The following is a 24304-nucleotide window of genomic DNA, read 5'->3' on the forward strand; positions in this document are numbered from 1 at the left end:
ACCTCAGCGTAGCTTCAGTGTGGCGAGACCCGCCAGCACCAGCAGCATGGTGATGATCCAGAAGCGCACGACGACTTGCGTCTCCTTCCAGCCCTTGAGTTCGTAGTGGTGATGCAGCGGTGCCATCCGGAAAACCCGTTTGCCGGTCAGCTTGAAGCTGGCGACCTGGATCATTACCGACAGTGCTTCCACGACAAACACACCACCCATGATCAGCAGCACGATTTCCTGCCGCACGACCACGGCGACGGTGCCCAGTGCTGCACCGAGCGCCAGTGCACCGACGTCACCCATGAAGACTTCCGCCGGATAGGCGTTGAACCACAGAAAGCCGAGCCCCGCCCCCGCCATCGCCGCGCAGAACACCGCCAGTTCACCGGCTCCGGGAACGTGCGGAATGCCGAGGTATTTCGAGAACACCGCGTTGCCGGCCACGTAGGCAAAGATCACGAAGGCGCCGGAAACCAGCACCGTGGGCAGGATGGCCAGTCCATCAAGGCCGTCGGTGAGGTTCACCGCGTTGGACGTGCCGACAATCACGAAATAGGTCAGCACGCAGAACCCGACCGCGCCAAACGGATAGAGGATTTCCTTGTACAGCGGAATGATGAAGCCGGTCTGGGCCGGGTCTTTCACGAAATAGCTCAGGAATACGCCGGCAGTGATCGCAATGACCGATTGCCAGAACATCTTGGCTTTCGCTGACAAGCCCTTAGGGTCTTTCAGTGCGACCTTCTTGTAGTCGTCGACAAAACCGATGATGCCCGTCGCCAGTGTGACGATCAGTACCAGCCAGATGTACTTGTTCTTCAGATCGCCCCACAGCAGCGTTGTAATGGCGATCGACAGCAGAATCAGTGTGCCGCCCATGGTCGGCGTGCCGGCCTTTACCAGGTGTGTCTGCGGGCCATCGTTGCGCACGGCCTGGCCGACCTTGAGTTCGGTGAGCTTGCGGATCACCAAAGGACCCAATAGCCACGAAATGGCGAGCGCGGTCATTGTCGCGAGCACGGCGCGCAGCGTCAGGTAATTGAAGACATTGAAAGCCCGAACTGATTCGCCGAGCCATTGGGTCAACCACAACAGCATTACTTCTCTCCCTCAAGCCTGGCGGTCTGTTCCAGACCGGCAACCACGCGCTCCATTTTCATGAAGCGCGATCCTTTGACCAGCACGGTGCTTTCCGGCCGGATTGCAGCGCGCACAGCGGCCAGCAGTTCAGTGATGTCTGCGAAATGGCTGCTACCAAAGGCGCGAGCCGCGCCGGCCATGTGTTCGCCCAGCGTGAACAGTTCGCTGACCCCCTTTTCACGGGCATAGCCGCCGATTTCGCTGTGACGCTGCGGGGCGTCATCACCGACTTCGCCCATGTCGCCCAGCACCAGTACGGTATGCCCGCCGATGCCGGCCAGCACATCCACGGCGGCCTTCATCGAGTCGGGATTGGCGTTGTAGCTGTCGTCGAGCAGCTGTGCGCCGTTGAAAGCCTGTTTGGCCTGCAGGCGACCGGCAACCCCCCGGTAGGCATTCAGCCCGGCAGCGATGTCATTGATGCCGACATCCAGCGCGTAAGCACATGCGGCTGCGGCGAGCGCGTTGCGCACATTGTGCAGGCCCGGTACCGGCAGGATGATTTCGGCTTCGTCGTGCGACAGATCGATGATGAAGCGGCTGGATGTGGCCGATTGCACGATCTGGCGCGCACTCACGTCAGCGGCATTCAGGCCGAAGGTGATCTGGCGGTGGCCGGCGGCAAGCTGGCTCCACAGTGGCGCAAACGGATCATCGCTATTGATGATGGCCGTACCGTGTTCCGCAAGGCCGTTGAAAATTTCGCCCTTGGCGCGCGCGACTCCTTCGACCGAGCCCAGTGCTTCCAGATGCGCGGCACCGGCATTGTTGATGACGGCCACATCCGGCCGCGCAATGCGCGTCAGGTAGTCGATTTCCCCGAAATGATTCATTCCCATTTCGGCGACGACCACGCGATGCGTGCTGCGCAGACCCAGCAGCGTCAGTGGCAGGCCGATGTGATTGTTGAGATTGCCGCGGGTGGCATGCACGCCGTCATGACCAGCCAGTTGCGCAAAAATGGCGCTGCACATTTCCTTGACCGAGGTTTTGCCATTGCTGCCGGTGACGCCAACAATGCGGGTATCGGCGTGTAGCCCACGCCAGTATTTGGCTAGCAGGCCAAGGGCATCCAGGGTATTGCCGACAATCACCTGCGGGCCGGCATTCTGGACTTCCCGCTCGACCAGTGCGGCTACGGCTCCCTGCGCCAGGGCTGCGGCGACAAAGTCGTGCGCGTCGAAGCGCTCGCCCTTCAGGGCGACAAACAGGTCGCCCGGGCGGATATCGCGGCTGTCGGTCGTGACGCGGGCAAAGCGGAGCCCTTCGTCACCGATCACGCTGCCGGAAAGTGCTTGTGCGGTTTCCCGCAAGGACAACATCATCCCTTTTTCCTTGCCAATACGCGGGCGGCCACTTCGCTGTCGTCGAAGTGGTGTCGTACACCCTGAATTTCCTGATAAGTCTCGTGTCCCTTGCCGGCGATCAGGATCACGTCACCGGCCTGCGCCATGTCGATGGTGTCGGCAATGGCGTCAGCGCGATCCGACGTGATCGCATAATTGGCATTGCCGCTGCCCGGCACCCCGGATACACCGGCGACGATGTCCTGGATGATGCGCTGCGGTGATTCGCTGCGCGGGTTGTCGCTGGTGATGACCACCGAGTCGGCCAGACGGCAGGCGATTTCGCCCATGATCGGCCGTTTGCCGCGATCTCGATCACCACCGCAGCCGAAGACGCAGAACAGGTGACTGTGCGACGGCATGGCTTCGCGTAGCGTGGTCAGCGCCTTTTCCAGTGCATCGGGCGTATGGGCGTAATCGATCACGACCAGCGGTTTGCCATTGCCACCCAGGCGCTGCATGCGGCCGGCGGCCGGCTCGATCTGGCCCAGCACTGCACTGGCGGCGCTCAGCGTGACACCCTGTGCCAGCAGCACGCCCAGGCAGGCCAGCAGATTGCTGGCGTTGAAGCTGCCCAGCAGGGGCGAGCGGATGGTTGTGCTGCCCAGCGGGGTATCGATTTCCAGTTGCAGGCCTTCCAGCGTTGCCGCATAGCGCGTTACGCGCAGGTCGCCGGCGGTAAAGCCGTAGCCATACACCAGTTCGCAGTTGCAGCCGGCAATCAGTTCGCGGCCAAAGGCATCGTCGGCATTGATGACCGCTGCCTTGAGGCCCTGCCAGTCGAACAGTTGCGCCTTAGCCGCACCATAGGCGGCCATTGTTTCGTGGTAATCAAGATGATCGCGGGTCAGATTGGTGAACACGGCGGTCGTGATGGCCGTGCCGTGCGCACGCGCCTGCACCAGTCCGTGCGACGAGACCTCCATTGCAACGTGGGTCGCGCCTTCCTGCTTCAGGCGTGCGAGCCAGCCCTGCAGGCTGACCGGATCGAGCGTGGTATGGGTCGAGCTTTCCAGTGCGCCCGGGAAACCATTGCCCAGCGTGCCGAGTACGCCGCACTTGTTGCCCAGCAGTGCGAAAGCCTGTGCCAGCCAGTTGGCAATCGAGGTCTTGCCGTTGGTGCCGGTGATGCCGATGACGGTCATGTCGTGCGACGGATTACCCAGCAGATGGCTGGCAACGATGCCCGCCTGCTCGCGCAGTTGCGCGATGCCGAGATTGGCGACCTGCCAGTTCGTGTTCCACTCGAAGTCATCGCTTTCCCAGATAACAGCAGTAGCGCCATTGGCAATTGCTGCGGCGATATGGTCACGGCCATCGGCGTACTCGCCCTGGAAGGCCAGAAACACGTCACCCGTTTGCACCTTGCGGCTGTCGACGCACAGATTGCGCCCGGCAGCGATCGCATCGATGGCGGCAAAGTCGAGAGCAGGCAATGCCCGGCTGGCTGGCTTCATGTTTCCTCCAGGATTTCCGGCGCACCTGGCGGCGGAAGCAGGATGTTCTCGGTGGGTGAATCCGGCGGCACGCCCAGAATGCGCAAGGTGCCGGCGACGACGTTGCTGAATACCGGTGCGGCCACCAGGCCGCCATAACGCATTTCGAAGGCGGGTTCGTCGATCATGACGGCAACCACGATGCGCGGATTCGAGATCGGGGCGATGCCGACGAAGGAGCCGACCCGGGCGGTGTCGGAATACACGCCATTGACCAGTTTCTTGGCTGTACCGGTCTTGCCGCCGACGCGGTAGCCGATCACCTGGGCGCGCGTCGCCGTGCCGCCGGGCAAGGTCACCATTTCCAGCATCTTGCGCACGGCCTGTGCCGTTTCCGGTTTGATGACCTGCCGGCCCGGCATCGGAGCAACGAGTTTGGTGAAGGTGATCGGGCGCAGTTCGCCGTCGGAAGCAAAGACCTGATAGGCGCGTGCCATCTGCATGACGCTGACGGAAGCGCCGTAGCCATAGGCCATGGTCGCCTGCTCGATCGGCCGCCAGTCCTTCCAGGGGCGCAGGCGACCTGCGGCCTCGCCGGGAAAGCCGGTGTTCAGCTTTTCGCCAAAGCCCATGTTTTTCAGGAAGGTGTGCATGGCTTCCCTGTCCATCATCAGTGCCATCTTGGCAGCGCCGACGTTAGACGATTTCTGCATGATCTGCTCGATGGTCATCGAGCCACCCGGATGGTCGTCGCGGATGGTGGCCGGGCCGATGGTCATGCGACCGCCATCGGTATTGATGACGGTGGTTGGCTTGACTTTGCCGGCGTCGAGCGCCATCGCTGCAGTGATGGCCTTCATGGTCGAACCCGGCTCGTACAGGTCGGTGACGGCCCGGTTGCGGCGGTGTGCCGGGTCGATCCTGGTGCGGCTGTTCGGGTTGTACGACGGCGCGTTGGCCAGAGCCAGCACTTCGCCGGTACGCGAATCGAGCACCACGATGGCGCCGCCGACGGCATGGCTCCGTTCCACCATGCTGTTCAATTCGCGGAAAGCGAGATACTGGATGCGGCGGTCGATCGACAGTTGCAGCGTCTGGCCATCCAGCGGCGGCACGATGGTCGAAATGTCCTCGACGATGTAACCGCGGCGGTCGCGGATGACGGTGCGGCTGCCGGCCTTGCCGGCCAGTGTCTTGTCGCGCGTCAGCTCGAAGCCTTCCTGCCCCTTGCCATCAATGTCGGTAAAACCGATGACGTGAGCGAGCTGTTCGCCGGCCGGGTAAAAGCGTCGGTATTCGGTCTGGGAATAGATGCCCGGAATATTCAGCGCCATGACCTTCTTGGCGTCTTCCGGCGAGAGCTGGCGTTTCAGCCAGACGAAATCCGGGCGCTTCTGCGCCTCGCCCTTGCTGTTGACGCGCTCGTCGAAGAGTTTTTTCAGCAGCTCGGCATCGCTGACCCCAAGCTGGCTGGACAGCTTGTGGATTTCGGTCAGGGAAACCGGTACCTGTTCCTCGTCATTTTTCTGACGCCAGTCATGCGGGCGCTCCTGCCCCTTGGGCAGCAGATAAATCGAGCGCGGGCTGGCCCAGATCGATTGCACCGTGGTGGATTGCGCCAGCAGCTCGCCATTGCGGTCGGTGATCATTCCCCGCAAGGCTTCCATTTTCAGATTGCGGGTATAGCGCTGATCCCCTTGCTCTTTAAGGAATTCTTCATTAAACCCCTGTAGGTATATGCCGCGACCCAGCAGAATCGCAAACAGCAGCAGCAAGGAGGAGAGCACGAACCAGGTGCGCCAGTTCTCCAGCCGCGGCTGCGGGCGCAGCTGGCGGCGGCCAGCCTGGCGGGCGGCAGTATTCGGGAAACTCATTGCTGATGATTCCCGGCCGGCGTGTTGCCATCGGGCAGGATGGTCTGGACGCGATTGCTGGGTGGTACCAGCATGTCGAGCTTCTGCGCGGCCTCGATTTCAACGCGCGAGTGAATGGCCCAGGTGCTCTGTTCCAGTTGCAGCTGTCCCCATTCAAGATCGAGCTTGCGCGACTGGTTCTCTTCTTTCTGCAACTCGCCATACAGCTTGCGGGCGCGGTGCGAGCTGGTAATCACGCTGAGCGCGCACAGAATGAGGATGCCGAGCAGGAACAGGTTCAGGCGGATCACAGCCTGCCCTCCGTCCGCTCCGCAATGCGCAGGATGGCGCTGCGCGCGCGCGGGTTGGCTGCCACTTCGGCATCCGATGCCCGCTGCGGCTTGCAGACAATCTTCAGTGGCGCGGCAGGGATGTCGCTGGCCCGGATTGGCAGCCCGGCCGGCAGCTTGTCGGCGGTGGCCGCATCCTGCATGAAGCGTTTGACGATGCGGTCTTCCAGCGAATGGAAGGCAATGACCGACAGGCGGCCGCCGGTTTTCAGGCGAGCCAGCGCCTGCGGCAGGACTAGCGCGAGCTCTTCAAGCTCGCGATTGATGAAAATCCGAACAGCCTGGAAGGTGCGCGTCGCCGGGTCCTGGCCCGGCTCGCGGGTGCGGACACATTGCGCCACGAGTGCGGCAAGCTCGCGTGTTGTTGCAAGGGGCTGCTCGAGCCTACGCGCAACAATCTTTGCTGCAATCGATTTAGCAAACCGTTCTTCGCCATAGTCCTTGATAACCTCTGCAATGTCCTTTTCAGGAGCGGTATTGAGCCAGTCCGCGGCAGTCATGCCGCGGGTGGTGTCCATGCGCATGTCCAGCGGCGCATCGAAACGGAAACTGAAGCCACGGCTGCCATCGTCCAGCTGTGGCGAGGAAACGCCCAGATCCATCAGCACGCCATCGACGGCTGGGATGGCGAGCTGGTCCAGTGCTTCGGTGAGCGTGGCGAAGCCGTTGTGCACGATGGTGAAGCGCGGATCGGTGATCGTGCCGGCTTCCGCAATGGCGGCCGGATCCTTGTCGAAGGCAATCAGGCGGCCAGCGGGGCCAAGCTGGGCAAGAATCAGGCGCGAATGGCCGCCACGGCCGAAGGTGCAATCGACATAAATGCCATCGGGACGAATAGCCAGTGCGGCTACGGCCTCGTCGAGGAGGACCGTCTTGTGCACAAAACTCACAGCACGATCCCCTGCATCATTTCGGCCAGGGCGTCACCATCCAGCGACAGGGCTGCGTCATTGAGCGCATTCCAGCGTTCTTCATCCCAGATTTCGAAGCGGTTGCCCACGCCGACAAAAGCGACGGACTTGGTCAGCCCCGAGAGTTTGCGCAGGTTGGGCGAGAGCAGCATGCGGCCGGAGCCGTCCAGTTCGATTTCTTCGGCATTACCGATGAGATGGCGTTTGTGGAACTGGCCCTGGGCGCCCGGTGTGGCGTTGATTTGTGTCGTGACGCGCAGCCATTCGTCATGGGTGTAGAGCGCCAGCGAGCCGGTGGGGTTGCTGCCGGTGAGGTTGAGTGTGAGCCAGAGGCGGCTTTGCCCGAGCACGGCCAGCAGGTCGCGCTGCTTGGCTGGAATCGCCATGCGCCCCTTGCTGTCAATCGTGAGTGTTGATACGCCGCTAAACATGCCTTGCCTCGGGTGGGAGGATCGGTTGTGTCAGAAACCCCGTAAGCACCCGGACTGTGTCCGGATTGGCCTTGCTCACGGGTTGGCCAATTTCTGCCACTTTTACCCACTTTTTCCCACTGCGGCCCACTATAAGGTAAATAAACGCCACACACAAGCACTGACAAATGAAATGTCTTTTTGATACAATCACTTAGCTCGGGTAAGTGTCTGAATTAACTTTTCTTTTTAAAAGAATGCCAAATCAGACAAAGTTAAAGTAACTTCTCAAGTATTCGGGCCGTGATTCCTTATGCTTACAATGCTCCTGACATTTTCTCCGCTAAACGGTAGCTGATGCGTACTTTTGGAATGATGGCGGGCTTCCTGCTGCTGGCCGGGTTGGTCTGGATCGCCATGCCTGCCGCATTGCGCTGTAAGGTTGACCGGGCTGTCCGGCTGCTTGCCGGCGCGTTACTGGCACTGGGAACCCTGCTCCTGCTTTGGCATGCCGTACGGTGACGAGGCTGAACAGTCGCAATGAAAAAGGGCTCCTGCGGGAGCCCTTGGCATATGCGGATGAATGAGTTCAGACCGCAGCGGGAAGCAAGGCTGTTTTCATCTTCTGCAGCGCCTTGCTCTCGATCTGGCGGATCCGCTCGGCTGATACATTGTATTCGGCGGCAAGGTCATGCAGGGTCTTGCTTTCACCTTCATCGGCCAGCCAGCGTGTTTCAATGATGCGGCGACTGCGCTCATCCAGCGTATCGAGGGCTTCGCGCAAGCCGTCGGATTGCAGGCGATCCGTTGCCTGGCGTTCCAGTGCCTGGGTTGGCTCGTCGTGGCTGTCGGCCAGCCAGTCGATGGGCGCATAACCTTCGTCATCGCCTTCATCGGCAATCAGGGCGACATCCTGCCCGGTCATGCGCGTTTCCATTTCCAGCACTTCTTCGGGTTTGACGCCGAGGTCGGTGGCAATTTCCTGCGCCTGGGCATAGGTCAGAGCGGCGAAGCCGGTTTTCATCGAACGCAGATTGAAGAACAGCTTGCGCTGTGCTTTGGTTGTGGCAATGCGGACCAGGCGCCAGTTGCGCAGGATGTATTCGTGGATTTCAGCCTTGATCCAGTGCACGGCAAAGCTGAACAGGCGAACGCCGCGGTCTGGTTCGAAGCGTTTTACGGCTTTCATCAGCCCGATATTGCCTTCCTGGATCAGGTCGGACTGCGGAAGACCATAGCCGGAATAACCACGGGCAATCGACACTACAACGCGCAGGTGTGAGAGCACCAGGCGGCGGGCGGCTTCGAGATCCTCGTCGCGGTGATAACGTGTTGCCAGTTCGGTTTCTTCTTCCGGCGTGAGCAGCGGCACCGTGTTGACGCTCTGGATGTAGCGCTCGATGCTGTCGCCTGCTGAGAGTACCGGCAAGGTCAGTGCATGGGCCATTGGTAGTCTCCTCCGTGGAAGTGAATGCGTGATGTGCATGATATTAGCACTCTTGTGGATAGAGTGCTAAATCCGACTAAAGTTCTCGGATTAAACCACAGTGCGCAAGAATGCACAGTGCAAAAGTTACTATTGGCCCGATAGCCGGATCGTTCTGGCGCACAAAAAAACCCCCGCTTGTGGCGGGGGTTTTCAGTGCATGAACCGGCGGGGTTAACCCCGCTCAAGCAGGACTTAGTAAGTCCACTTCCAGTTCTTGACTTCCGGCATATCATCACCGACTTCGGCGATGTACTCGGCGTGCTCAACCAGCTTGTCAACCATCTTCTGGCGAACATAAGCACCGGTCTTCTGCAGTTGCGGTACACGGTCGATCACGTCGATGACCAGGTTGAAGCGGTCCAGCTGGTTAACCACAACCATGTCGAACGGAGTGGAAGTCGAACCTTCTTCAATGTAGCCACGAGCGTGGATGTTGCTGTGACCGTTGCGACGGTATGTCAGGCGGTGGATCAGCCACGGGTAGCCGTGGAAGGCGAACATGACCGGCTTGTCAGCGGTGAAGATCGCATCGAACTCGCGATCGGACAGGCCGTGCGGGTGCTCTTCCTTCGGTTGCAGAGTCATCAGGTCACACACGTTCACGAAGCGGATTTTCAGGTCCGGGAAGTGTTGACGCAGGATGTCGGTAGCGGCCAGGGCTTCCATGGTCGGGATTTCGCCCGCGCAAGCCATAACCACGTCCGGCTCACCGCCTTGATCGTTGGACGCCCAGTCCCAGATACCCAGACCCTTGGTAGCGTGCTTGATCGCTTGATCCATGGTCAGGTATTGCAGAGCCGGTTGCTTACCAGCAACAACCACGTTCACATAGTGACGGCTGCGCAGTACATGGTCGGTCACGCTCAGCAGGGTGTTGGCATCGGCCGGCAGGTAAACGCGGATAACCTCAGCCTTCTTGTTCACAACGTGATCGATGAAGCCCGGATCCTGGTGCGAGAAGCCGTTGTGATCCTGACGCCATACGTGCGAAGTCAGCAGGTAGTTCAGCGACGGGATCGGTTTGCGCCAGTTGATGTGACGGGTAGTCTTCAGCCACTTGGCGTGCTGGTTGAACATCGAATCGATCACGTGGATGAACGCTTCGTAGCAGCTGAAGAAGCCGTGACGACCGGTCAGGTTGTACGCTTCCAGCCAGCCTTGGCAAGTGTGCTCGGACAGGATTTCCATAACACGACCGTCTTGTTGCAGATTGTCGTTGTTATTGATGCCGTCCACTTCGAAGTGGTTGGCCAGCCAGGTCTTGCCGGAGTACTCGATGGTGGCGTTCCAGCGGTTGGACGCGGTTTCATCCGGGCCAAAGATGCGGAAGTTCTTCTCGGCTTCGTTCTCGCGCATGATGTCGGCAAGGAAGTTGCCCATCACGCGGGTCATTTCGGCGTTAACGGTACCCGGCTTGTCGAACTTCACTTCGTACTTGCGGAAGTCCGGCATCTTCAGGTCTTTCGAAACCTGGCCGTGTACGACCGGGTTGGAACCGATACGCTTCTGGCCCTTCGGAGCGATGGCAACCAGTTCTTCCTTGACGGTGCCGTCAGCGTTGAACAGGGTGTCGATCTGGTAGGACTTCAGCCAGATTTCCAAGTTCTGCACGTTTTCGCCGTCGATGTCGGAGAACGGAACCTGGTGGGAGCGCCAGTAATCTTCAACCTTCTTGCCCTTGATTTCCTTAGGACCGGTCCAGCCCTTCGGAGTGCGCATGATGATCATCGGCCAGCGCGGACGGGTGATCGGCTTGCCGGCAGCAACTTCAGCCTTGGCGGCTTCGCGGATGGCGTTGAACTTGTCCATACACAGGTCCATGGCAGCAGCCATTTCCTGGTGGATGTCCTTGAAGGTTTCCGGCTTGTCGTTGAAAGTTTCCTGCTTCAGTTCAACGAAGATCGGCTCGTAACCGTAGCCTACGAACAGGGCGGTCAATTCGTCCTTGTTCATGCGGGCCATCAGAGTCGGGTTAGCGATCTTGTAGCCGTTCAGGTGCAGGATCGGCAGAACGAAACCGTCATTGATCGGGTGGATGTACTTGGTGGAGTGCCAGGAAGCAGCCAGCGGGCCGGTTTCGGCTTCGCCATCACCAACTACAGCGAATACGACCTGATCCGGATTGTCCAGAGCGGCGCCGTAAGCGTGCGATACGGAATAACCCAGCTCGCCACCTTCGTGCATGGAGCCCGGGGTTTCCGGTGCTACGTGCGAAGGAATGCCGCGCGGGAAGGAGAATTGTTTGAACAGGCGTTGCATACCGGCTTCGGTACGGTCGATGCTCGGGAAGAATTCTTCGTAGGAGCCTTCAACCCAGGTGTTGGCAACGAAGCCAGGACCGCCATGGCCAGGGCCAGTGATATAGATGGCGTTGATGTCGCGATCGTTGATCAGGCGGTTGGCGTGAACGTAGATGAAGTTCAGACCGGGAGTGGTGCCCCAGTGGCCCAGCAGACGCGGCTTGATGTGTTCGCGCTTCAGGGGTTCCTTCAGCAGCGGGTTGTTCAGCAGATAAATCTGGCCTACGGACAGGTAGTTGGTAGCCTGCCAGTAGCGATGCATCTTATCGAGCAGATCGGGAGAAAGCGGTTGAGCCACAGTACACCTCGTTTCTTGGTTTGTGATTGGTTTATCGGAGGCCATCGGCCTCGCGGCAGACTTCCCTCTTCGCAATGCAGTATACGCAGCCCGTATTTCCGGCTACTGACAAAGGTCAAAGTAGTGACAGCAAGACAGTTTTTCCCGTACACGCGTAGGAAAACTACAAGAGTCAAGCTGCACGAAAGCCATAGGCAAGTTTATACAAACAAATGCCAATGTCACGCCCTGAAAGAGAAGGGGTGGGTGCCGGCCAAAAAAACACCCGGCAAGGCCGGGTGTCGTGGCACGGGGTACTGTGCCTGTGTTCTGGCATACAGTCTATGGTATTACTGCGCAAGGCCCATTCCATAAAGGGGGTGAAAGAATACCCATGTCATGATGACGAAGAGCGGTAGCAGGATGGCGAGTGACCAGGCCATGTAGCCGAAAAAGCTCGGCATGCTGATCCCGCGATCTTCGGCGACGGCCTTGACCATGAAGTTCGGTGCATTGCCGATGTAGCTCATTGCGCCCATGAATACCGAGCCGGCGGAAATGGCGAGCAGGGTCGAGGGCATGCTGTGCATCAGATAAGCGGCATCACCATGAGCCAGATTGAAAAACACCAGATAGGTCGGGGCATTGTCGAGGAAGGCCGACAGCGAACCGGACATCCAGAAGAACATGTGGTCGCGCGGCTGGCCATCCGGGCCGAATACCAGCCGCACAAGATCAGCAAGCGCGCCGTGCTCGCCGGCGCGCAGGATGGCGATGGCCGGAGCCATGGCGACAAAGATGCCGGCAAACAGCTTGGCGACTTCCTGGATCGGCCCCCAGCTGAAGTCATTGCCGGCGCGCACCGGTTTCGGGGTGAGTTTCAGCGAGAGCAGTGCCAGCCCGATCAGCGCAATGTCGCGGACCAGATTCTGCAGCTCCCAGTGCACGGCGCCGAGGTTGATGGCCACCCCCGGTCTCCAGACGCCGGATAGCACCACGCAGGCCACCGCCGCAATTAGCAGCGGAATATTGCGTTTGCCATGGATCTTGATTGGTGAATCGGGGGTCTTGTCGAAGGGGAGTACACCTTCCTTGCGGAAGTAATAACTGTCGATGGCGTAGAACAGCGCGAGCAGCAGTCCGCAGGCAAAGGCCACCAGCGGCAGCATGTGCTGCAGCGTCCACAGGAAGCCCACGCCCTTCAGAAAGCCGAGAAAGAGCGGTGGGTCGCCGATCGGCGTCAGCCCGCCGCCGATATTGGCCACGATGAAGATGAAAAAGACAATCACGTGGACATTGTGGCGGCGGTTGTCATTGGCCTTGATCAGCGGGCGGATCAGCAGCATCGCCGCGCCGGTGGTGCCCATCAGCGAGGCCAGTACCGCTCCGAGCGCCAGCAGGCCGGTGTTGAGGGCGGGCGAGCCATGCAGATTGCCCCAGATCAGAATACCGCCGGAAATCGTATAGAGCGCAAACAGCAGGATGATGAAGGGAATGTACTCGCCGACCAGCGCGTGGATGATCACGCCGCCGGCGGTGCTGGCGCCAAAGGTCAGCGCGCAGGGCATCAGAAAGGCCAGCCCCCAGAATGCGGCAACCTTGCCGAAATGCAGGTGCCAGAAGTGGGGCAGCAGAATGGGGCACAGGGCGATCGAAAGCAGGATGCCGGCAAAGGGCAGAGCCCACCAGAGCGACAGCTGGGTGCCGTCGATCTCGGCGGCGACTGCCAGGCCGGGCAGCAGCAAAAGCAGGGCAGCGGCCGCAAGCCGCTTCAGGGATGCAGACATGAAGGGTGTCCGGTTGGAATGAGGGATGGGGCCGTGGTTCAGGTCCGGGCCTGGATGAACTCGATCTTGTAGCCGTCCGGATCTTCGACGAAGGCGATGACGGTGGTGCCGTGCTTCATCGGTCCCGGTTCGCGCACCACCTTGCCGCCCTTCGCGCGAACGGCCTCGCAGGTGGCGACGATGTCATCGGTTTCGATGGCGATGTGGCCGTAGGCGTTGCCGAGGTCGTAACTTTCCGTGTCCCAGTTGTGCGTGAGTTCCAGTACGGTGTGGCTGGCTTCGTCGCCATAGCCGAGAAATGCCAGCGTAAAGCGGCCTTCCGGATAATCGTGCTGGCGCAGCAGGCGCATGCCGAGCACTTCGGTGTAGAAACGGATGGAGCGGTCCAGCTGGCCGACCCGCAGCATGGTGTGCAGTAAACGCATGGTTTTTCCGGTATGAAATGGATTAAGGCGGCAGTTTACGGGATGCGCGGCAGCCGTGTCAGCGCCCGGCGCGACAAAAAAAGCTCGCAGGAGCTTGACAGCCCCGGCCAAAGATTTATAATCCGGCCTCTCTGGAAAGACGGGTCGGTAGCTCAGTGGTAGAGCAGCGGACTTTTAATCCGTTGGCCGTGGGTTCGACCCCCACCCGACCCACCATCCTTCTAGAACCGGGTTGTTAGCTCAGTTGGTAGAGCAGCGGACTCTTAATCCGTAGGTCCACAGTTCGAGCCTGTGACAACCCACCACCCCTTTCAAGGCGCACCGGTTTTCCGGGGTGTCTCGGGTTGTTAGCTCAGTTGGTAGAGCAGCGGACTCTTAATCCGTAGGTCCACAGTTCGAGCCTGTGACAACCCACCATATCAAAAGCCCGGTCAATGACCGGGCTTTTTGTTGTTCATACAGCCGGGGTATGTGGGGTATTGCCATGCGGCCCTTTTAAATAAAAGGCTGCAGGGCAATACCTGTGCCGTTATCTGTGCTGCAGCCGCGTCACTGGCCCGGTCATGCCGCTGAGACCCAGTTCCTGCAATTGCCGCCATTCCGCCTCGCTGCGTACCTGCTCGGCAATCGTGAGAATGCCCAGGCTCCTGGCAATGCCGACTATCGCCTGAACCATGTGCTGGTTGCCCGGATGCTGGTCGATTTCATGGATGAAGCTGCCGTCGATTTTCAGGTAGCTCAGCGGCAGGTCGTACAGGCGCGGCATGCTGCCGAACTGGCGGCCAAAATGCTCGATGCCGATGCGGCAGCCGGCATGGCTCATTTCGCTGGCGAACACGGCGAAGGAATCGAGCTCCAGTGTCAGGCCGTTTTCCGAGACTTCCAGCCACAGGCGTTGTGCAAGGTCGCGCCGCTGCTCAAGCAGGCGGCCGAGTTCCTGCCTGAACTCCGCATCGCGTACCGACTGCGGTGCGATATTGACAGCAATGCTGTCAGGACCGGCAGCCAGCCGTTCCAGCGCAAGGCGGATGGTGATCAGGTCGAGCTGTGGCAGCAGGCTGTAGCGTGCGGCATAGGGCATGAACTGGCCGGCGCTCAGCAGGCCGCCGCTCTCCGGATCGGGCAGGCGCAGTACCATTTCATGATGCAGCAGGCTGCCATCAAGGTGCAGGACCGGGAAGCTGGCGGTCTGAAACTGCTGCAGCCGTATGGCTTCCCTGAGCCGCATTTCCCACTGGCCACTGGTCTGCTGGGTCGTGTTCTGGCTCTGGCCACTGCAGGCGTTGCCATGCTGGAGCTCGGATTGCGCCAGTGCGTGATCGGCTCTGGCCAACACGGTACTGCTGTCTTCGTCATGGCTGTAAGCGGTAAAGCCGATATTGACCAGCCAGGGCATGTCGGCGAGCGGGGCGATGGCGGCGAGCAGCTGTTCCGCCAGCATCTGGCCGGAGTCCAGTTCCGGTGCGAGTACGGCGAAATCGGCGCCGTTCAGGCGCGCGGCCAGCCAATCCGGGTGATCGTTGCAGGCATTGGCCAGCCGGGTGGCGACCCGGACCAGTAGCCGGTCGGTAGCCTGGCGGCCAAGCTGGCGGTTGATTTCCTGCAGGTCGTGCAGGCGCAGCAGCAGCAGCGAGCCATACGGTGCAGCATCGTGGTCGCTCAGTGCGCTGTTGAGGCGGCCCATCAGGTAGGCACGGTTGGCCAGCCCGCTGACGCTGTCACGATTGGCGTCGTGCCGCAACTGCTGGATGCGCTCGGCCTGTTCGTCGAACATGCTTTTCACCCGCATCACCATCGCATTCATCGCACGAATGACGATGCGCAGCTCCTTGACCGACGGCTCGGGAACCGTGATGAAGCGGCGTTCGCTGATCGCTTCGGCCTGCTGCACCATCTGCACGATCGGGCGCTTGAGCCAGTTCAGGAAGAGTGTGGCAAGGAAGCCGACCCCGATGCCGCCCAGTACCATCCACAGCAGCAGGCGCTTGAAGCCGGTCCACAGCGAGGCATAGGCGAAGCGCGTGTGCGCAACCACGGTGATGCTGCCGGCCTGTTCCCAGCCGCGGCTGACCAGTGCCTTGCCATATTGCGGCTCGATCGGCAGCAGGCGCACGAACCATTCGGGCACGCGGTCGGGCGGGGTCGCACTGTGGCGTTCGATGATCAGCTTACCGTGTTCGTCGATATAGCGGATCTGCTGGAAGTGACCACTGTCGAACAGCGCGCTGATCAGCAGCTCGGCCGATACCGGATCGGCATTCTGCGACATTGACAGTGCAAGCGAAGTCGCGCCGTCGCTGCTCTGGGTAAACAGCTGCTCCTCCAGATAGCTGCGTGCACTCTGGATGCTTAGCGCAGAGCTGCCAATGAAAAGGATGATCATCAGGGCCAGGATACCCAGCCAGAGTTGACGGTAGATCGACATGATTCTTCCTGTTTTATGGTTCTATGCCTTCGGCCTGCAGTCGCAGCAGCAGGTCCTTCCAGCGTGACAGGCGATCAACACCGGCACTGGGGCGCTGCGCGCTGCCGGCGAAGATGCCTTCATTGTTGAAACTGAAAACGGGGCTCAGATCGGGGCGGCTGCTGGCCGGTTTGATGTCGGTCAGCAGGTTGTCGAGAATCAGCGGCTCAGAGTCGGGCGTGGCGTAATACGCCAGCACCATGTGCGCGACCGTCACGCTGCTGCTTGCGCCGCCGATGCGCGCCTTGACGTAGGTCAGCCGCAATTTTTCCGCCGCAATGCCCAGCTCGCGCAGCGTGACGAATTTGGCGATCGTGAAGTCTTCGCAATCGCCGGCGCCCTTGGCCAGCGTTTCGCCCAGCGTGGCCCAGTAATCGGCCTGCTTCCAGACGAGCTGATCGTCCTCGAAGCGGATGCGGCGGTTGAAATATTCGTTGACCCGTTTGAGCTTGTCCTCGTCCGGCAGCGAACGCAGGCTGGCCGTGTATCTGTTTAGCTCGTCGAAGCTGCGTGCCGCTGTTGCACCGTGGAGCTTCGCCATCAGCTGGCTGATGCGCCCTGGGTCCCACGCACTGCTGCGGCTGCTGGCGTACAGCAGGCAGCAAAGGATCGCCAGAATCAGCAGGACGTGGCGCTGCAGGAGAGGAGTGCGTGTAGGCAAGGGGTAAATTTCAGGTTGCTTGTGCCGATATCGTAATGCAGCTGACAGGAAGCTGCGCGTATCATACGTGTTTTACGCCAAGTCCTGCGGTCGAAAATCCGTTAAAATCATGCGCTTTGCATGATTTGGTCCGTGCAGTTTGCCCGGATACACACACCACTATAAAACAAGGCAGGCCAATGCTGCGGCCATTTTTGCATGGCGGCGCGTGCTCTTGTCTGGAGATCTGTTAGCAATGAAGCTCAAACCTCTCGCCATGCTGGGCAGCCTTGCGCTGGGCAGCCTGCTTTTCCCCATGCTGGCGTCTGCCGAATCGCTGCGTGACGTGACCGAACAGGCCATCCTGCGCAATCCCGAGGTCAAGGCGCGCTGGTATGAATTCAAGGCGGCGCAGGATGAAGTCGGCGTTGCCCGCGGCCGCTACCTGCCGCAGGTCAATCTGCAGGGCTATATGGGTTCCGAGCGTCAGGAGCGCCCAAACCAGCAGACCAACTCGTTCAGCCATCCGGGCGCCAGTATCGAATTGCGCCAGCTGCTGTTTGACGGTTTTGCTGTCCAGAACGAAGTGCGCAGCCTGGGCTACGGCCAGCTGAGCAAGTTCTACGAGCTGCTCGCGGTGACCGACGACATCGCCCAGCAAACCGCGCTGGCGTATTACGACGTGCTGCGCTATCGCAAGCTGGAAGCTCTGGCGCGCAGCAACTATGCCGTGCACCGCGAACTGTATGACCAGATCGAAGAGCGCGTAAAGGCCGGCGTCGGCCGCCGCGTCGATCTGGAGCAGGCTGCGGGCCGTCTGGCACTGGCCGAATCCAATTGGCTGACCGAAAAGGCCAATCTGCAGGATGTCAGCGCCCGCTATACCCGCATTGTCGGCGTTGTGCCGGCCGCCGATTTGGCACCACCGCCTGATTTCTCCAAACAGCTGCCGGCCCGTGAAGAGCTGCTGAATGCGGCGATCAAGCAAAGCCCGGCCTTCCTGGCTGCTGTCTATAACGTGCGCGCCGCCCGCGCACGTGCCGAAGTGCAGAAGAGCGGCTACTGGCCGCAACTGGAATTCCGCGCCTCGCAGGGCATGGATCAGGACCGCGATGGCATCAAGGGGGATTACAAGGATGGCGTCGTCCAGCTGGTGCTGAACTACAACCTGTTCCGCGGCGGCTCGGACCGCGCGCGCGTCAGCCAGTATTCCCAGCTGCTCAATACCGCCTACGAGCTGCGTGACAAGGCCTGCCGTGATGTGCGCCAGAATACGGTCATCGCGTGGAATGACGTGACCCGCCTGGCCGAACAGCTGCGCTATCAGGAACAGCACGCACTCTCGACGTCCAAGGCGCGTGATGCCTACCAGCGCCAGTACGATATCGGCCAGCGTTCACTGCTCGATCTGCTCGACAGCGAGAACGAACTCTTCCAGGCCCGCATGTCGGTCGTGAAATCGGAATACGAGCAGCTGTTTGCCCAGGTGCGCGTGCTGGGTATCAGCAACCGTTTGCTGCCGGCAATGCAGCTCACGCCGCTCGAACCCGTAACACCCGACACCGATCTCGGTGGCGACAAGCCCGATGACATCGAAATCACCTGCGCGATTGCCGTTCCGGATACCGTGACGCTGGACCGCGCTGCGGCCATGGCCGAGCGCCCGCCGCGCGGCAAGGATCCGCTGCTGGAAGCTGCCGCTGCCGGTGGTGACACAAACAAGGCTCCGGCCGCCGACCCGGCCGCGAAAGCTGCCCTCGATGCGGTGAATGCCTGGGCCGCCGCCTGGTCGAAGAAGGATGCCGAGCAGTATCTGGCTGCTTATTCGGTGCAATTCGTGCCGGAAAAGGGCGTTACCCGCAGTGACTGGGAAAAGACCCGCCGCCAGCGCATCGCCGCTCCGGCCAGCATCAGCGTCACCGTTGGCGCGCCGACGCTGAGCAAGATTGTCGACAACAAGGTCGAAGTCAGCTTTGCTCAGTCCTACCGCGCCGACAAGTACAGCGATGAAGTACAGAAGACGCTGACCCTGCAGCGTGAAGACGGCAAATGGAAGATCGTGCGCGAAGTCGTGCGCTGATCCACGCGCAGGTCTGGCAAAATGCACCCGCAGCCGCAAGGCTTGCGGGTGTTTTTTCGCTGATATACGCAGCCAGGTTTGTTGCGTTGTGTTTTGACTGGCATTTCGTTTGTTTGCCGCCTTGCGGCGCGGTGGTTTGATGCCGGGTGTGCCCGGCGGCACGTCAGGGGGCTTGTCTTGCCAAGCCCCCCGGCACCCCCAAGGCGCACCCTAGCGCTGCCGGCAACGCCGCCAAGCTCTGCGGTGATCGCAGCCCGCCTGCGGCGGATTCCCTGCGATACTCGCAAGCAGCAGCGCGTGTTTGAAACTCGGGCTTCGTCCTCAAACATCTCACCCGCGAAACCCTGCTGCTTGCTGTGTTTCTCGGCTGCTGCAAGGGCAAAAGGCGGCACGCTTATCGTGCTGCGTAGTTTCAGTTACTCAGAAGAACCCGATGAAAATTATCCTGATCGCCGTGGGTCACAAGATGCCCGCCTGGATTGAAGACGGCTTTACCGAATACGTGAAGCGCATGCCGCGCGAATTTACTGTTCAGCTGGTCGAGCTGAAGCCCGACAAGCGCGTCGGCGCGAAAACCCCGCAGCAGGTGATGGCGGAAGAGGCTGACCGCATTCAGGCGGCTGTCCCGCAGGATGCACGGCTGGTGGCGCTGGACGAGCGTGGCGCGAACTGGACGACCATGCAGCTGGCGGACAACGTCAAGCGCTGGCATGGTGACGGCAGGCCAGTGGCCTTTGTCATCGGTGGCACCGACGGGCTTGATCCGCGTGTGAAGCAGCGGGCCGACCAGCTGCTGCAGCTTTCGGCGCTGACGCTGCCGCATGGCATGGTGCGCGTGCTGCTGGCCGAGCAGCTCTACCGCGCGGTATCGATCCTGAACAACCATCCCTACCATCGCGAATAGATACATTTGCATCTATCGATTTGCAGCCCTTTTATCAAAAGGGCTTCATCAATATACCCTGGCTTTTCTGGCCGGGAGCAAGGCGAGCCAAGCATGAATCATCCCCAACTCTATCTGGCATCCGGCAGTCCACGCCGGCGTGAACTGCTGGCGCAACTCGGCGTCAGCTTCGATATCATCCGGGCCGACATCGACGAAACACCGCTGCCTGGTGAAAGTGTCGAGGCCTATGTGCTGCGGCTGGCGCGCGAGAAGGCTCTCGCTGGCTGGCGAGCCGCCGGCGAGCCGGCACAGCCTGTACTGGGTGCCGATACGACGGTCGCGTACGCTGGCCGCATTCTTGGCAAGCCGCTGGACGCGGACGATGCCAGGGCCATGCTGGCAGACCTGTCGGGTTCGACCCACAGTGTGCTGACCGCAGTGGCCGTGTGTGTCGCCGGCGCGGTGGAGGTGACGCTGTCGACCAGTTCGGTGCGCTTCATGCCGCTGTCCGCTGCGCAGATCGATGCCTATGTCGCCAGCGGCGAACCGCTGGACAAGGCAGGGGCTTACGGCATTCAGGGCTGGGGCGGGCTGTTTGTCAGCTGGATGGATGGCAGTTTCACCGGCGTGATGGGCTTGCCGGTGCATGAAACCGGGCAGCTGCTAGCCCGGTACGGTCTGGGGCACCTGGCTTGAGCGTGTGTGCAGCTGCGGCTGCAGAATCGTGTGTGCCTTGCGCAGCTTGACGCGTGCATCGCGCGCCTGTTTGGTGATCATCGCCCGGTAGAGGCGGTCGATCACCAGGCCCGGGTTCTGGCTTTCGCGCCACGTTCTGGTCAGCAGTTGCCAGGCCTCGCTGTCGTAACCCTGCAGCCGGCGCAGCTCGCGCAGTGCCTGCCGCCTGGCGCCGCACAGGAACAGCGCCACCGCCATGTGATTGCGCTGATGGCCGGTGGCCGCGCTCATGACATAGCTGCTGGATGCCAGCGAGCGCAGATAGACACGCTGGATTTCTTCTTTCACTTCCGGCGTGTGGCAGTAGTTCTCGCGGTCTTCGACGCAGCCAAAGCGTGCAGCGATACGCAGATGGGCCAGCACGGGCATGATGTTGGTGCCGTCGCCGCGCGAGCTGCGGCGCTGCATCTTGCGGGCAAACGCCAGCATGGCCTCGTTGTCCCTGATGGCGGCGTAGGCGTCGAGCATCATCACCTGCCCCCAGTAATGCTTGGGCGCACGCTGGCGCAGGGCGGCAAAGCGTTCTTCCAACGTCGCAATGTCCAGCCCCAGCGCCGAGCCGACGGCAAGGCCGGCACAGAAAGGCAGGGGGTCGTAGGGGGCCAGCGTGTGGGCCCGCTGCAGGTAATCGTCTGCTTCCTGCAGCAGCGTGTGTTTTTCCAGTTCCGACGACAGCGTGGCGGCTTCCAGTAGCAGGGCGCAGGACTGCACCATCAGTGAAGTCGGCGAAGGAGCGAGCAGCGCCCACGAGTCGACGGCCTTGCCGGCCTGGGCGAGGCTCAGCAGTGCCGGATACTGCAGCTCGGGTGGCAGACGGGAGAACTGGCGGTCGAGTTCCTCATGACGCTGCCTGGCCAGCAGGCGGTGCAATTGTTCGAGGCGTGAATCGGGCGTCTGCGGACGCGCCTGCGCCCCCAGCCCGACCTTGTCGAGCATCCTGAACACCGGTCCAAGAATCCGTTTCATCACTGCCAGCCCGTTGCATTGTCAAGGCGCTATGCTAGCCCCGAGCCCGATGGCATGCAATGTCTGTCATGAAAATGCCACGTGGGGAAAAACCCTGACGTGGCATGGACTTGAGTGTGACCGGGGGTCAGTTGGCGGGCAGATCGGCCAGCATTTTCTGCAGTTCGCCGTTGCCGAACAGCTCGCGCATGATGTCGGAACCGCCGATGAATTCGCCCTTGATGTAGAGCTGCGGAATGGTCGGCCAGTTGGCGTAATCCTTGATGCCCTGACGGACTTCCGGGTTTTCCAGTACGTTGATCGCCACGAACTGTGCATTGCAGTTTTTCAGGATCTGCACGGCACCGGCGGAAAAGCCGCATTGCGGGAAGGTCGGCGTGCCTTTCATGAACAGCACGACCGGGTTTTCGGTAACGGTTTGATGAATGAATTCCTGGGCGGTCATGATGTTCTCGCAAACAGAATGGTTGATAAAAATACTCGGGTAATTGTAAGCCAGAAGCCTCAGCCTCGGCAATCCTCCGGATGAACGAGTTCCGGCCCGATCATGCCCAGCGTCACGCGGTCGTTGCTGCCCAGATCGCGGCGTGTGGCGATCTGGCTGAAACCCGCTTCATGCAGCAAAGCACGGCAGGCCGCCCCCTGATCAAAGCCGTGTTCGAGCAGCAGCCAGCCGCCGGCGACCAGATGCGTGCGGGCACCGGCAATGATGCGGCGCAGGTGGACAAGGCCATCGCCTTCGTCGGTGAGCGCGCTGCGCGGCTCGAAGCGCAGGTCACCCTGCGCCAGATGCGGGTCGTGCTGCTCGATGTAGGGCGGGTTGCTGACGATCAGCTCGAAGGTTTCGCCCGTCAGCGCGGCATACCAGTCCGACTGCAGAAAGCGCACATCAGCGCCCAGCGTTGCCGCATTCCGGCGCGCAACGGCGAGCGCCTCCAGAGAGAGGTCGACGGCGCTGACAGTCAGGTCGGGGCGCTCCAGTTTCAGCGTCACCGGAATGCAGCCCGAGCCGGTGCCCAGATCGACCACGCGCCCCCCCGGTCCGGCCAGTTCGAGCGCGGTCTCCACCAGCAGCTCGGTATCCGGACGCGGGATCAGCACCGCCGGAGTGACCTGAAAATCGCGGCCGAAGAACTCGCGCGTGCCAACCAGATACGCCACCGGCTCGCCGGCGCGGCGGCGCCCGGCCAGTTCAGTAAAGGCGGCGATGTGTTCGGGCGCCGCGCTGTCGTCGCCGTGCCCGATCAGCCAGGCGCGGCTTTGCTGGCAGACGTGCAGCAGCAGCACCTGGGCGTCGATGCGTTCCAGGCCGCTGTCGCGCAGCAATTGCTGGTAAGTAGGCTGGGTCATTGCGGGTATATGCATACAGCCCTTTCAATAAAAGGGCTGTATGGCAATGGATTGCTGGGTATGTCAGAGAACATAGCGCGCCAGATCGACGTTGCCAGCCAGTTTGCCGAGTTTTTCTTCGACAAAGGCGGCATCGATGCTGACCTTGCCGCGTTTCGCATCAAAGGAGATGTCTTCCAGCAGGCGCTCCATCACGGTGTGCAGGCGGCGCGCACCGATATTCTCGGTGGTTTCGTTCACCTGCCAGGCCATTTCGGCAAGGCGGCGGATGCCGTCATCGGTAAAGTCGAGCTCGACCTCTTCGGTGGCCAGCAGTGCCTGATACTGGCGCGTCAGGCAGGCATCGGTTGCCGTCAGGATGCGCACGAAATCGTCAACGGTGAGCGAAGTCAGCTCGACGCGGATCGGGAAGCGCCCCTGCAACTCGGGAATCAGGTCGGACGGCTTGGCCAGATGGAAAGCGCCGGAGGCTACAAACAGGATGTGGTCGGTTTTCACCATGCCGTACTTGGTCGATACGGTAGTGCCTTCGACCAGCGGCAGCAGATCGCGTTGCACGCCCTGGCGGCTGACTTCACCGCCGCTGCTTTCCGAGCGCGTGGTGACCTTGTCGATTTCATCGATGAACACAATGCCGTTCTGCTCGACGGCCTTCAGTGCTTCCGTCTTGGCATCGTCTTCGTTGACGAGCTTTGCCGCTTCCTCGTCAGCCAGCTGCTTGAGCGCGTCCTTTACCTTCATTTTCTGCGACTTCTTCTTGTCGCTGAACGCGCCCTTGAACATGCTCTGGATCTGGCTGGAAAAATCCTCCATGCCGGGCGGCCCGAACACTTCCATCGACGGTGCGCTGGCGGCCACCTCGATTTCGATGTCCTTGTCGTCGAATTTGCCTTCGCGCAGCATCTTGCGGAATTTCTGCCGCGTTTCGCTCTGACCCTCGTCGGCGTTGACCGTGCCATACGTCGGCGCGGGCGGCGGCAGCAGCACATCGAGCACGCGGTCTTCCGCTGCATCTTCGGCGCGCTGGCGGTTCTGCTTCATCAGGCGGTCGCGCACCTGCTTCATCGCGATTTCCATCAGGTCGCGGATGATGCTGTCCACGTCCTTGCCGACGTAGCCGACTTCGGTGAACTTGGTTGCCTCCACCTTGATGAAGGGCGCGTCGGCCAGCCTCGCCAGGCGGCGGGCGATTTCGGTCTTGCCGACACCGGTCGGGCCGATCATCAGGATGTTCTTCGGCGTGATCTCCTGGCGCAGCGGATCCGCCACCTGCTGGCGGCGCCAGCGGTTTCTGAGCGCAATGGCTACGGCTTTCTTGGCGTCATTCTGGCCGACAATGTGCTTGTCGAGTTCATGCACGATTTCCTGCGGCGTCATCTGGCTCATGCCTATCCTTCCTTTCCAGGGTCATGCTGCATAAATCGGGGTGAGACGCCGGATTTAAAGAGCACCGTCACAATCCTGACGC

The 24304-nt window shown here is 60.9% G+C and carries 20 protein-coding genes and 3 tRNA genes; 6 read left to right on the plus strand and 17 right to left on the minus strand.

Annotated features, from left to right (window positions below):
• Positions 1-3: 3 nt before the first annotated feature.
• The 11 genes from mraY to gloA all read right to left on the minus strand — a co-directional run bounded on the left by mraY (position 4) and on the right by gloA (position 13715).
• Entirely contained in the window at positions 4-1089 is a 1086-nt protein-coding gene (gene mraY / locus H559_RS0104830; RefSeq protein ID WP_028451763.1) for a phospho-N-acetylmuramoyl-pentapeptide-transferase, read from the minus strand.
• Positions 1089-2456, minus strand: coding sequence for a UDP-N-acetylmuramoyl-tripeptide--D-alanyl-D-alanine ligase (locus tag H559_RS0104835; protein ID WP_211230891.1), 1368 nt, complete (start codon positions 2454-2456; stop codon positions 1089-1091). The genes mraY and H559_RS0104835 overlap by 1 nt, the downstream gene beginning before the upstream one ends.
• Positions 2453-3934 (minus strand): UDP-N-acetylmuramoyl-L-alanyl-D-glutamate--2,6-diaminopimelate ligase, encoded by a 1482-nt coding sequence (locus H559_RS0104840; protein ID WP_028451765.1) that lies wholly within the window; start codon positions 3932-3934, stop codon positions 2453-2455. Before H559_RS0104840 ends, H559_RS0104835 begins: the two co-directional genes overlap by 4 nt.
• Positions 3931-5787 carry a peptidoglycan D,D-transpeptidase FtsI family protein gene (locus tag H559_RS0104845; protein ID WP_051278940.1) on the minus strand — a complete coding sequence of 619 codons (1857 nt, stop codon included), beginning with the start codon at positions 5785-5787 and terminating at the stop codon, positions 3931-3933. Before H559_RS0104845 ends, H559_RS0104840 begins: the two co-directional genes overlap by 4 nt.
• Positions 5784-6077: a cell division protein FtsL gene (gene ftsL / locus H559_RS0104850; protein WP_028451767.1), complete on the minus strand. Its 294-nt coding sequence runs from the start codon at positions 6075-6077 to the stop codon at positions 5784-5786. Before ftsL ends, H559_RS0104845 begins: the two co-directional genes overlap by 4 nt.
• A complete protein-coding gene (rsmH, locus tag H559_RS0104855) occupies positions 6074-7006 on the minus strand; it encodes a 16S rRNA (cytosine(1402)-N(4))-methyltransferase RsmH (protein ID WP_028451768.1) in 933 nt (310 codons plus the stop codon). The genes ftsL and rsmH overlap by 4 nt, the downstream gene beginning before the upstream one ends.
• A complete protein-coding gene (locus tag H559_RS0104860; protein WP_028451769.1) occupies positions 7003-7458 on the minus strand; it encodes a division/cell wall cluster transcriptional repressor MraZ in 456 nt (151 codons plus the stop codon). Before H559_RS0104860 ends, rsmH begins: the two co-directional genes overlap by 4 nt.
• A 568-nt stretch (positions 7459-8026) precedes the next feature.
• Entirely contained in the window at positions 8027-8884 is an 858-nt protein-coding gene (rpoH, locus tag H559_RS0104870) for an RNA polymerase sigma factor RpoH (protein ID WP_028451770.1), read from the minus strand.
• A 234-nt stretch (positions 8885-9118) separates the two neighbouring features.
• Positions 9119-11569, minus strand: coding sequence for a phosphoketolase family protein (locus tag H559_RS0104875; protein ID WP_081412877.1), 2451 nt, complete (start codon positions 11567-11569; stop codon positions 9119-9121).
• A gap of 284 nt (positions 11570-11853) precedes the next feature.
• The gene (locus tag H559_RS0104880; protein WP_028451772.1) at positions 11854-13290 is read right to left on the minus strand and encodes a sodium:proton antiporter; all 1437 of its coding nucleotides are present in this window, start codon (positions 13288-13290) and stop codon (positions 11854-11856) included.
• Positions 13291-13328: 38 nt separating this feature from the next.
• Positions 13329-13715 carry a lactoylglutathione lyase gene (gene gloA, locus H559_RS0104885; protein ID WP_028451773.1) on the minus strand — a complete coding sequence of 129 codons (387 nt, stop codon included), beginning with the start codon at positions 13713-13715 and terminating at the stop codon, positions 13329-13331.
• A gap of 141 nt (positions 13716-13856) precedes the next feature.
• Between gloA and H559_RS0104890 the strand changes: the two genes are divergently transcribed.
• From H559_RS0104890 to H559_RS0104900, 3 genes are all read left to right on the plus strand, one after another.
• A tRNA-Lys gene (locus H559_RS0104890) sits at positions 13857-13931 on the plus strand.
• Positions 13932-13944: 13 nt separating this feature from the next.
• Positions 13945-14020, plus strand: a tRNA-Lys gene (locus H559_RS0104895).
• A 36-nt stretch (positions 14021-14056) separates the two neighbouring features.
• A tRNA-Lys gene (locus H559_RS0104900) sits at positions 14057-14132 on the plus strand.
• A gap of 112 nt (positions 14133-14244) precedes the next feature.
• Here H559_RS0104900 and H559_RS0104905 read toward each other — a convergent pair.
• On the minus strand, positions 14245-16140 hold the full coding sequence (locus H559_RS0104905; RefSeq protein ID WP_028451774.1) for a bifunctional diguanylate cyclase/phosphodiesterase: 1896 nt from the start codon (positions 16138-16140) through the stop codon (positions 14245-14247).
• A 13-nt stretch (positions 16141-16153) separates the two neighbouring features.
• The gene (locus tag H559_RS0104910; protein WP_245579331.1) at positions 16154-16840 is read right to left on the minus strand and encodes a transglutaminase-like cysteine peptidase; all 687 of its coding nucleotides are present in this window, start codon (positions 16838-16840) and stop codon (positions 16154-16156) included.
• 235 nt (positions 16841-17075) lie between these two features.
• Between H559_RS0104910 and H559_RS19000 the strand changes: the two genes are divergently transcribed.
• The 3 genes from H559_RS19000 (at position 17076) to H559_RS0104925 (ending at position 20481) form a co-directional block, all read left to right on the plus strand.
• Positions 17076-18899 (plus strand): TolC family outer membrane protein, encoded by a 1824-nt coding sequence (locus H559_RS19000; protein ID WP_034639674.1) that lies wholly within the window; start codon positions 17076-17078, stop codon positions 18897-18899.
• 433 nt (positions 18900-19332) lie between these two features.
• The gene (rlmH, locus tag H559_RS0104920) at positions 19333-19803 is read left to right on the plus strand and encodes a 23S rRNA (pseudouridine(1915)-N(3))-methyltransferase RlmH (RefSeq protein ID WP_028451776.1); all 471 of its coding nucleotides are present in this window, start codon (positions 19333-19335) and stop codon (positions 19801-19803) included.
• Between the two features lie 93 nt (positions 19804-19896).
• Positions 19897-20481, plus strand: a complete 585-nt coding sequence (locus H559_RS0104925) for a Maf family protein (protein WP_028451777.1) — start codon at positions 19897-19899, stop codon at positions 20479-20481.
• Here the strand turns inward: H559_RS0104925 and H559_RS0104930 are convergent.
• From H559_RS0104930 to hslU, 4 genes are all read right to left on the minus strand, one after another.
• Positions 20449-21486 carry a hypothetical protein gene (locus H559_RS0104930; RefSeq protein ID WP_155845296.1) on the minus strand — a complete coding sequence of 346 codons (1038 nt, stop codon included), beginning with the start codon at positions 21484-21486 and terminating at the stop codon, positions 20449-20451. The genes H559_RS0104925 and H559_RS0104930 overlap by 33 nt on opposite strands.
• 127 nt (positions 21487-21613) lie before the next feature.
• Positions 21614-21931: a Grx4 family monothiol glutaredoxin gene (gene grxD / locus H559_RS0104935; protein ID WP_028451779.1), complete on the minus strand. Its 318-nt coding sequence runs from the start codon at positions 21929-21931 to the stop codon at positions 21614-21616.
• 59 nt (positions 21932-21990) lie between these two features.
• A complete protein-coding gene (gene prmC, locus H559_RS0104940) occupies positions 21991-22836 on the minus strand; it encodes a peptide chain release factor N(5)-glutamine methyltransferase (protein WP_028451780.1) in 846 nt (281 codons plus the stop codon).
• Between the two features lie 63 nt (positions 22837-22899).
• Positions 22900-24222: an ATP-dependent protease ATPase subunit HslU gene (gene hslU, locus H559_RS0104945; protein WP_028451781.1), complete on the minus strand. Its 1323-nt coding sequence runs from the start codon at positions 24220-24222 to the stop codon at positions 22900-22902.
• Positions 24223-24304: the final 82 nt, after the last annotated feature.

The sequence above is a fragment of the Chitinilyticum aquatile DSM 21506 genome (genome assembly GCF_000430805.1).
Taxonomy (GTDB): domain Bacteria; phylum Pseudomonadota; class Gammaproteobacteria; order Burkholderiales; family Chitinibacteraceae; genus Chitinilyticum; species Chitinilyticum aquatile.

What these genes read in the sequence shown, in the direction of transcription:
- mraY (WP_028451763.1), bottom strand. Translation starts at nt 1,089, where the DNA reads ATGCTGTTGTGGTTGACCCAATGGCTCGGCGAATCAGTTCGGGCTTTC.
- H559_RS0104835 (WP_211230891.1), bottom strand. Translation starts at nt 2,456, where the DNA reads ATGATGTTGTCCTTGCGGGAAACCGCACAAGCACTTTCCGGCAGCGTG.
- H559_RS0104840 (WP_028451765.1), bottom strand. Translation starts at nt 3,934, where the DNA reads ATGAAGCCAGCCAGCCGGGCATTGCCTGCTCTCGACTTTGCCGCCATC.
- H559_RS0104845 (WP_051278940.1), bottom strand. Translation starts at nt 5,787, where the DNA reads ATGAGTTTCCCGAATACTGCCGCCCGCCAGGCTGGCCGCCGCCAGCTG.
- H559_RS0104860 (WP_028451769.1), bottom strand. Translation starts at nt 7,458, where the DNA reads ATGTTTAGCGGCGTATCAACACTCACGATTGACAGCAAGGGGCGCATG.
- rpoH (WP_028451770.1), bottom strand. Translation starts at nt 8,884, where the DNA reads ATGGCCCATGCACTGACCTTGCCGGTACTCTCAGCAGGCGACAGCATC.
- H559_RS0104875 (WP_081412877.1), bottom strand. Translation starts at nt 11,569, where the DNA reads ATGGCCTCCGATAAACCAATCACAAACCAAGAAACGAGGTGTACTGTG.
- H559_RS0104880 (WP_028451772.1), bottom strand. Translation starts at nt 13,290, where the DNA reads ATGTCTGCATCCCTGAAGCGGCTTGCGGCCGCTGCCCTGCTTTTGCTG.
- gloA (WP_028451773.1), bottom strand. Translation starts at nt 13,715, where the DNA reads ATGCGTTTACTGCACACCATGCTGCGGGTCGGCCAGCTGGACCGCTCC.
- H559_RS0104905 (WP_028451774.1), bottom strand. Translation starts at nt 16,140, where the DNA reads ATGTCGATCTACCGTCAACTCTGGCTGGGTATCCTGGCCCTGATGATC.
- H559_RS19000 (WP_034639674.1), top strand. Translation starts at nt 17,076, where the DNA reads ATGAAGCTCAAACCTCTCGCCATGCTGGGCAGCCTTGCGCTGGGCAGC.
- rlmH (WP_028451776.1), top strand. Translation starts at nt 19,333, where the DNA reads ATGAAAATTATCCTGATCGCCGTGGGTCACAAGATGCCCGCCTGGATT.
- H559_RS0104925 (WP_028451777.1), top strand. Translation starts at nt 19,897, where the DNA reads ATGAATCATCCCCAACTCTATCTGGCATCCGGCAGTCCACGCCGGCGT.
- H559_RS0104930 (WP_155845296.1), bottom strand. Translation starts at nt 21,486, where the DNA reads ATGAAACGGATTCTTGGACCGGTGTTCAGGATGCTCGACAAGGTCGGG.
- grxD (WP_028451779.1), bottom strand. Translation starts at nt 21,931, where the DNA reads ATGACCGCCCAGGAATTCATTCATCAAACCGTTACCGAAAACCCGGTC.
- prmC (WP_028451780.1), bottom strand. Translation starts at nt 22,836, where the DNA reads ATGACCCAGCCTACTTACCAGCAATTGCTGCGCGACAGCGGCCTGGAA.
- hslU (WP_028451781.1), bottom strand. Translation starts at nt 24,222, where the DNA reads ATGAGCCAGATGACGCCGCAGGAAATCGTGCATGAACTCGACAAGCAC.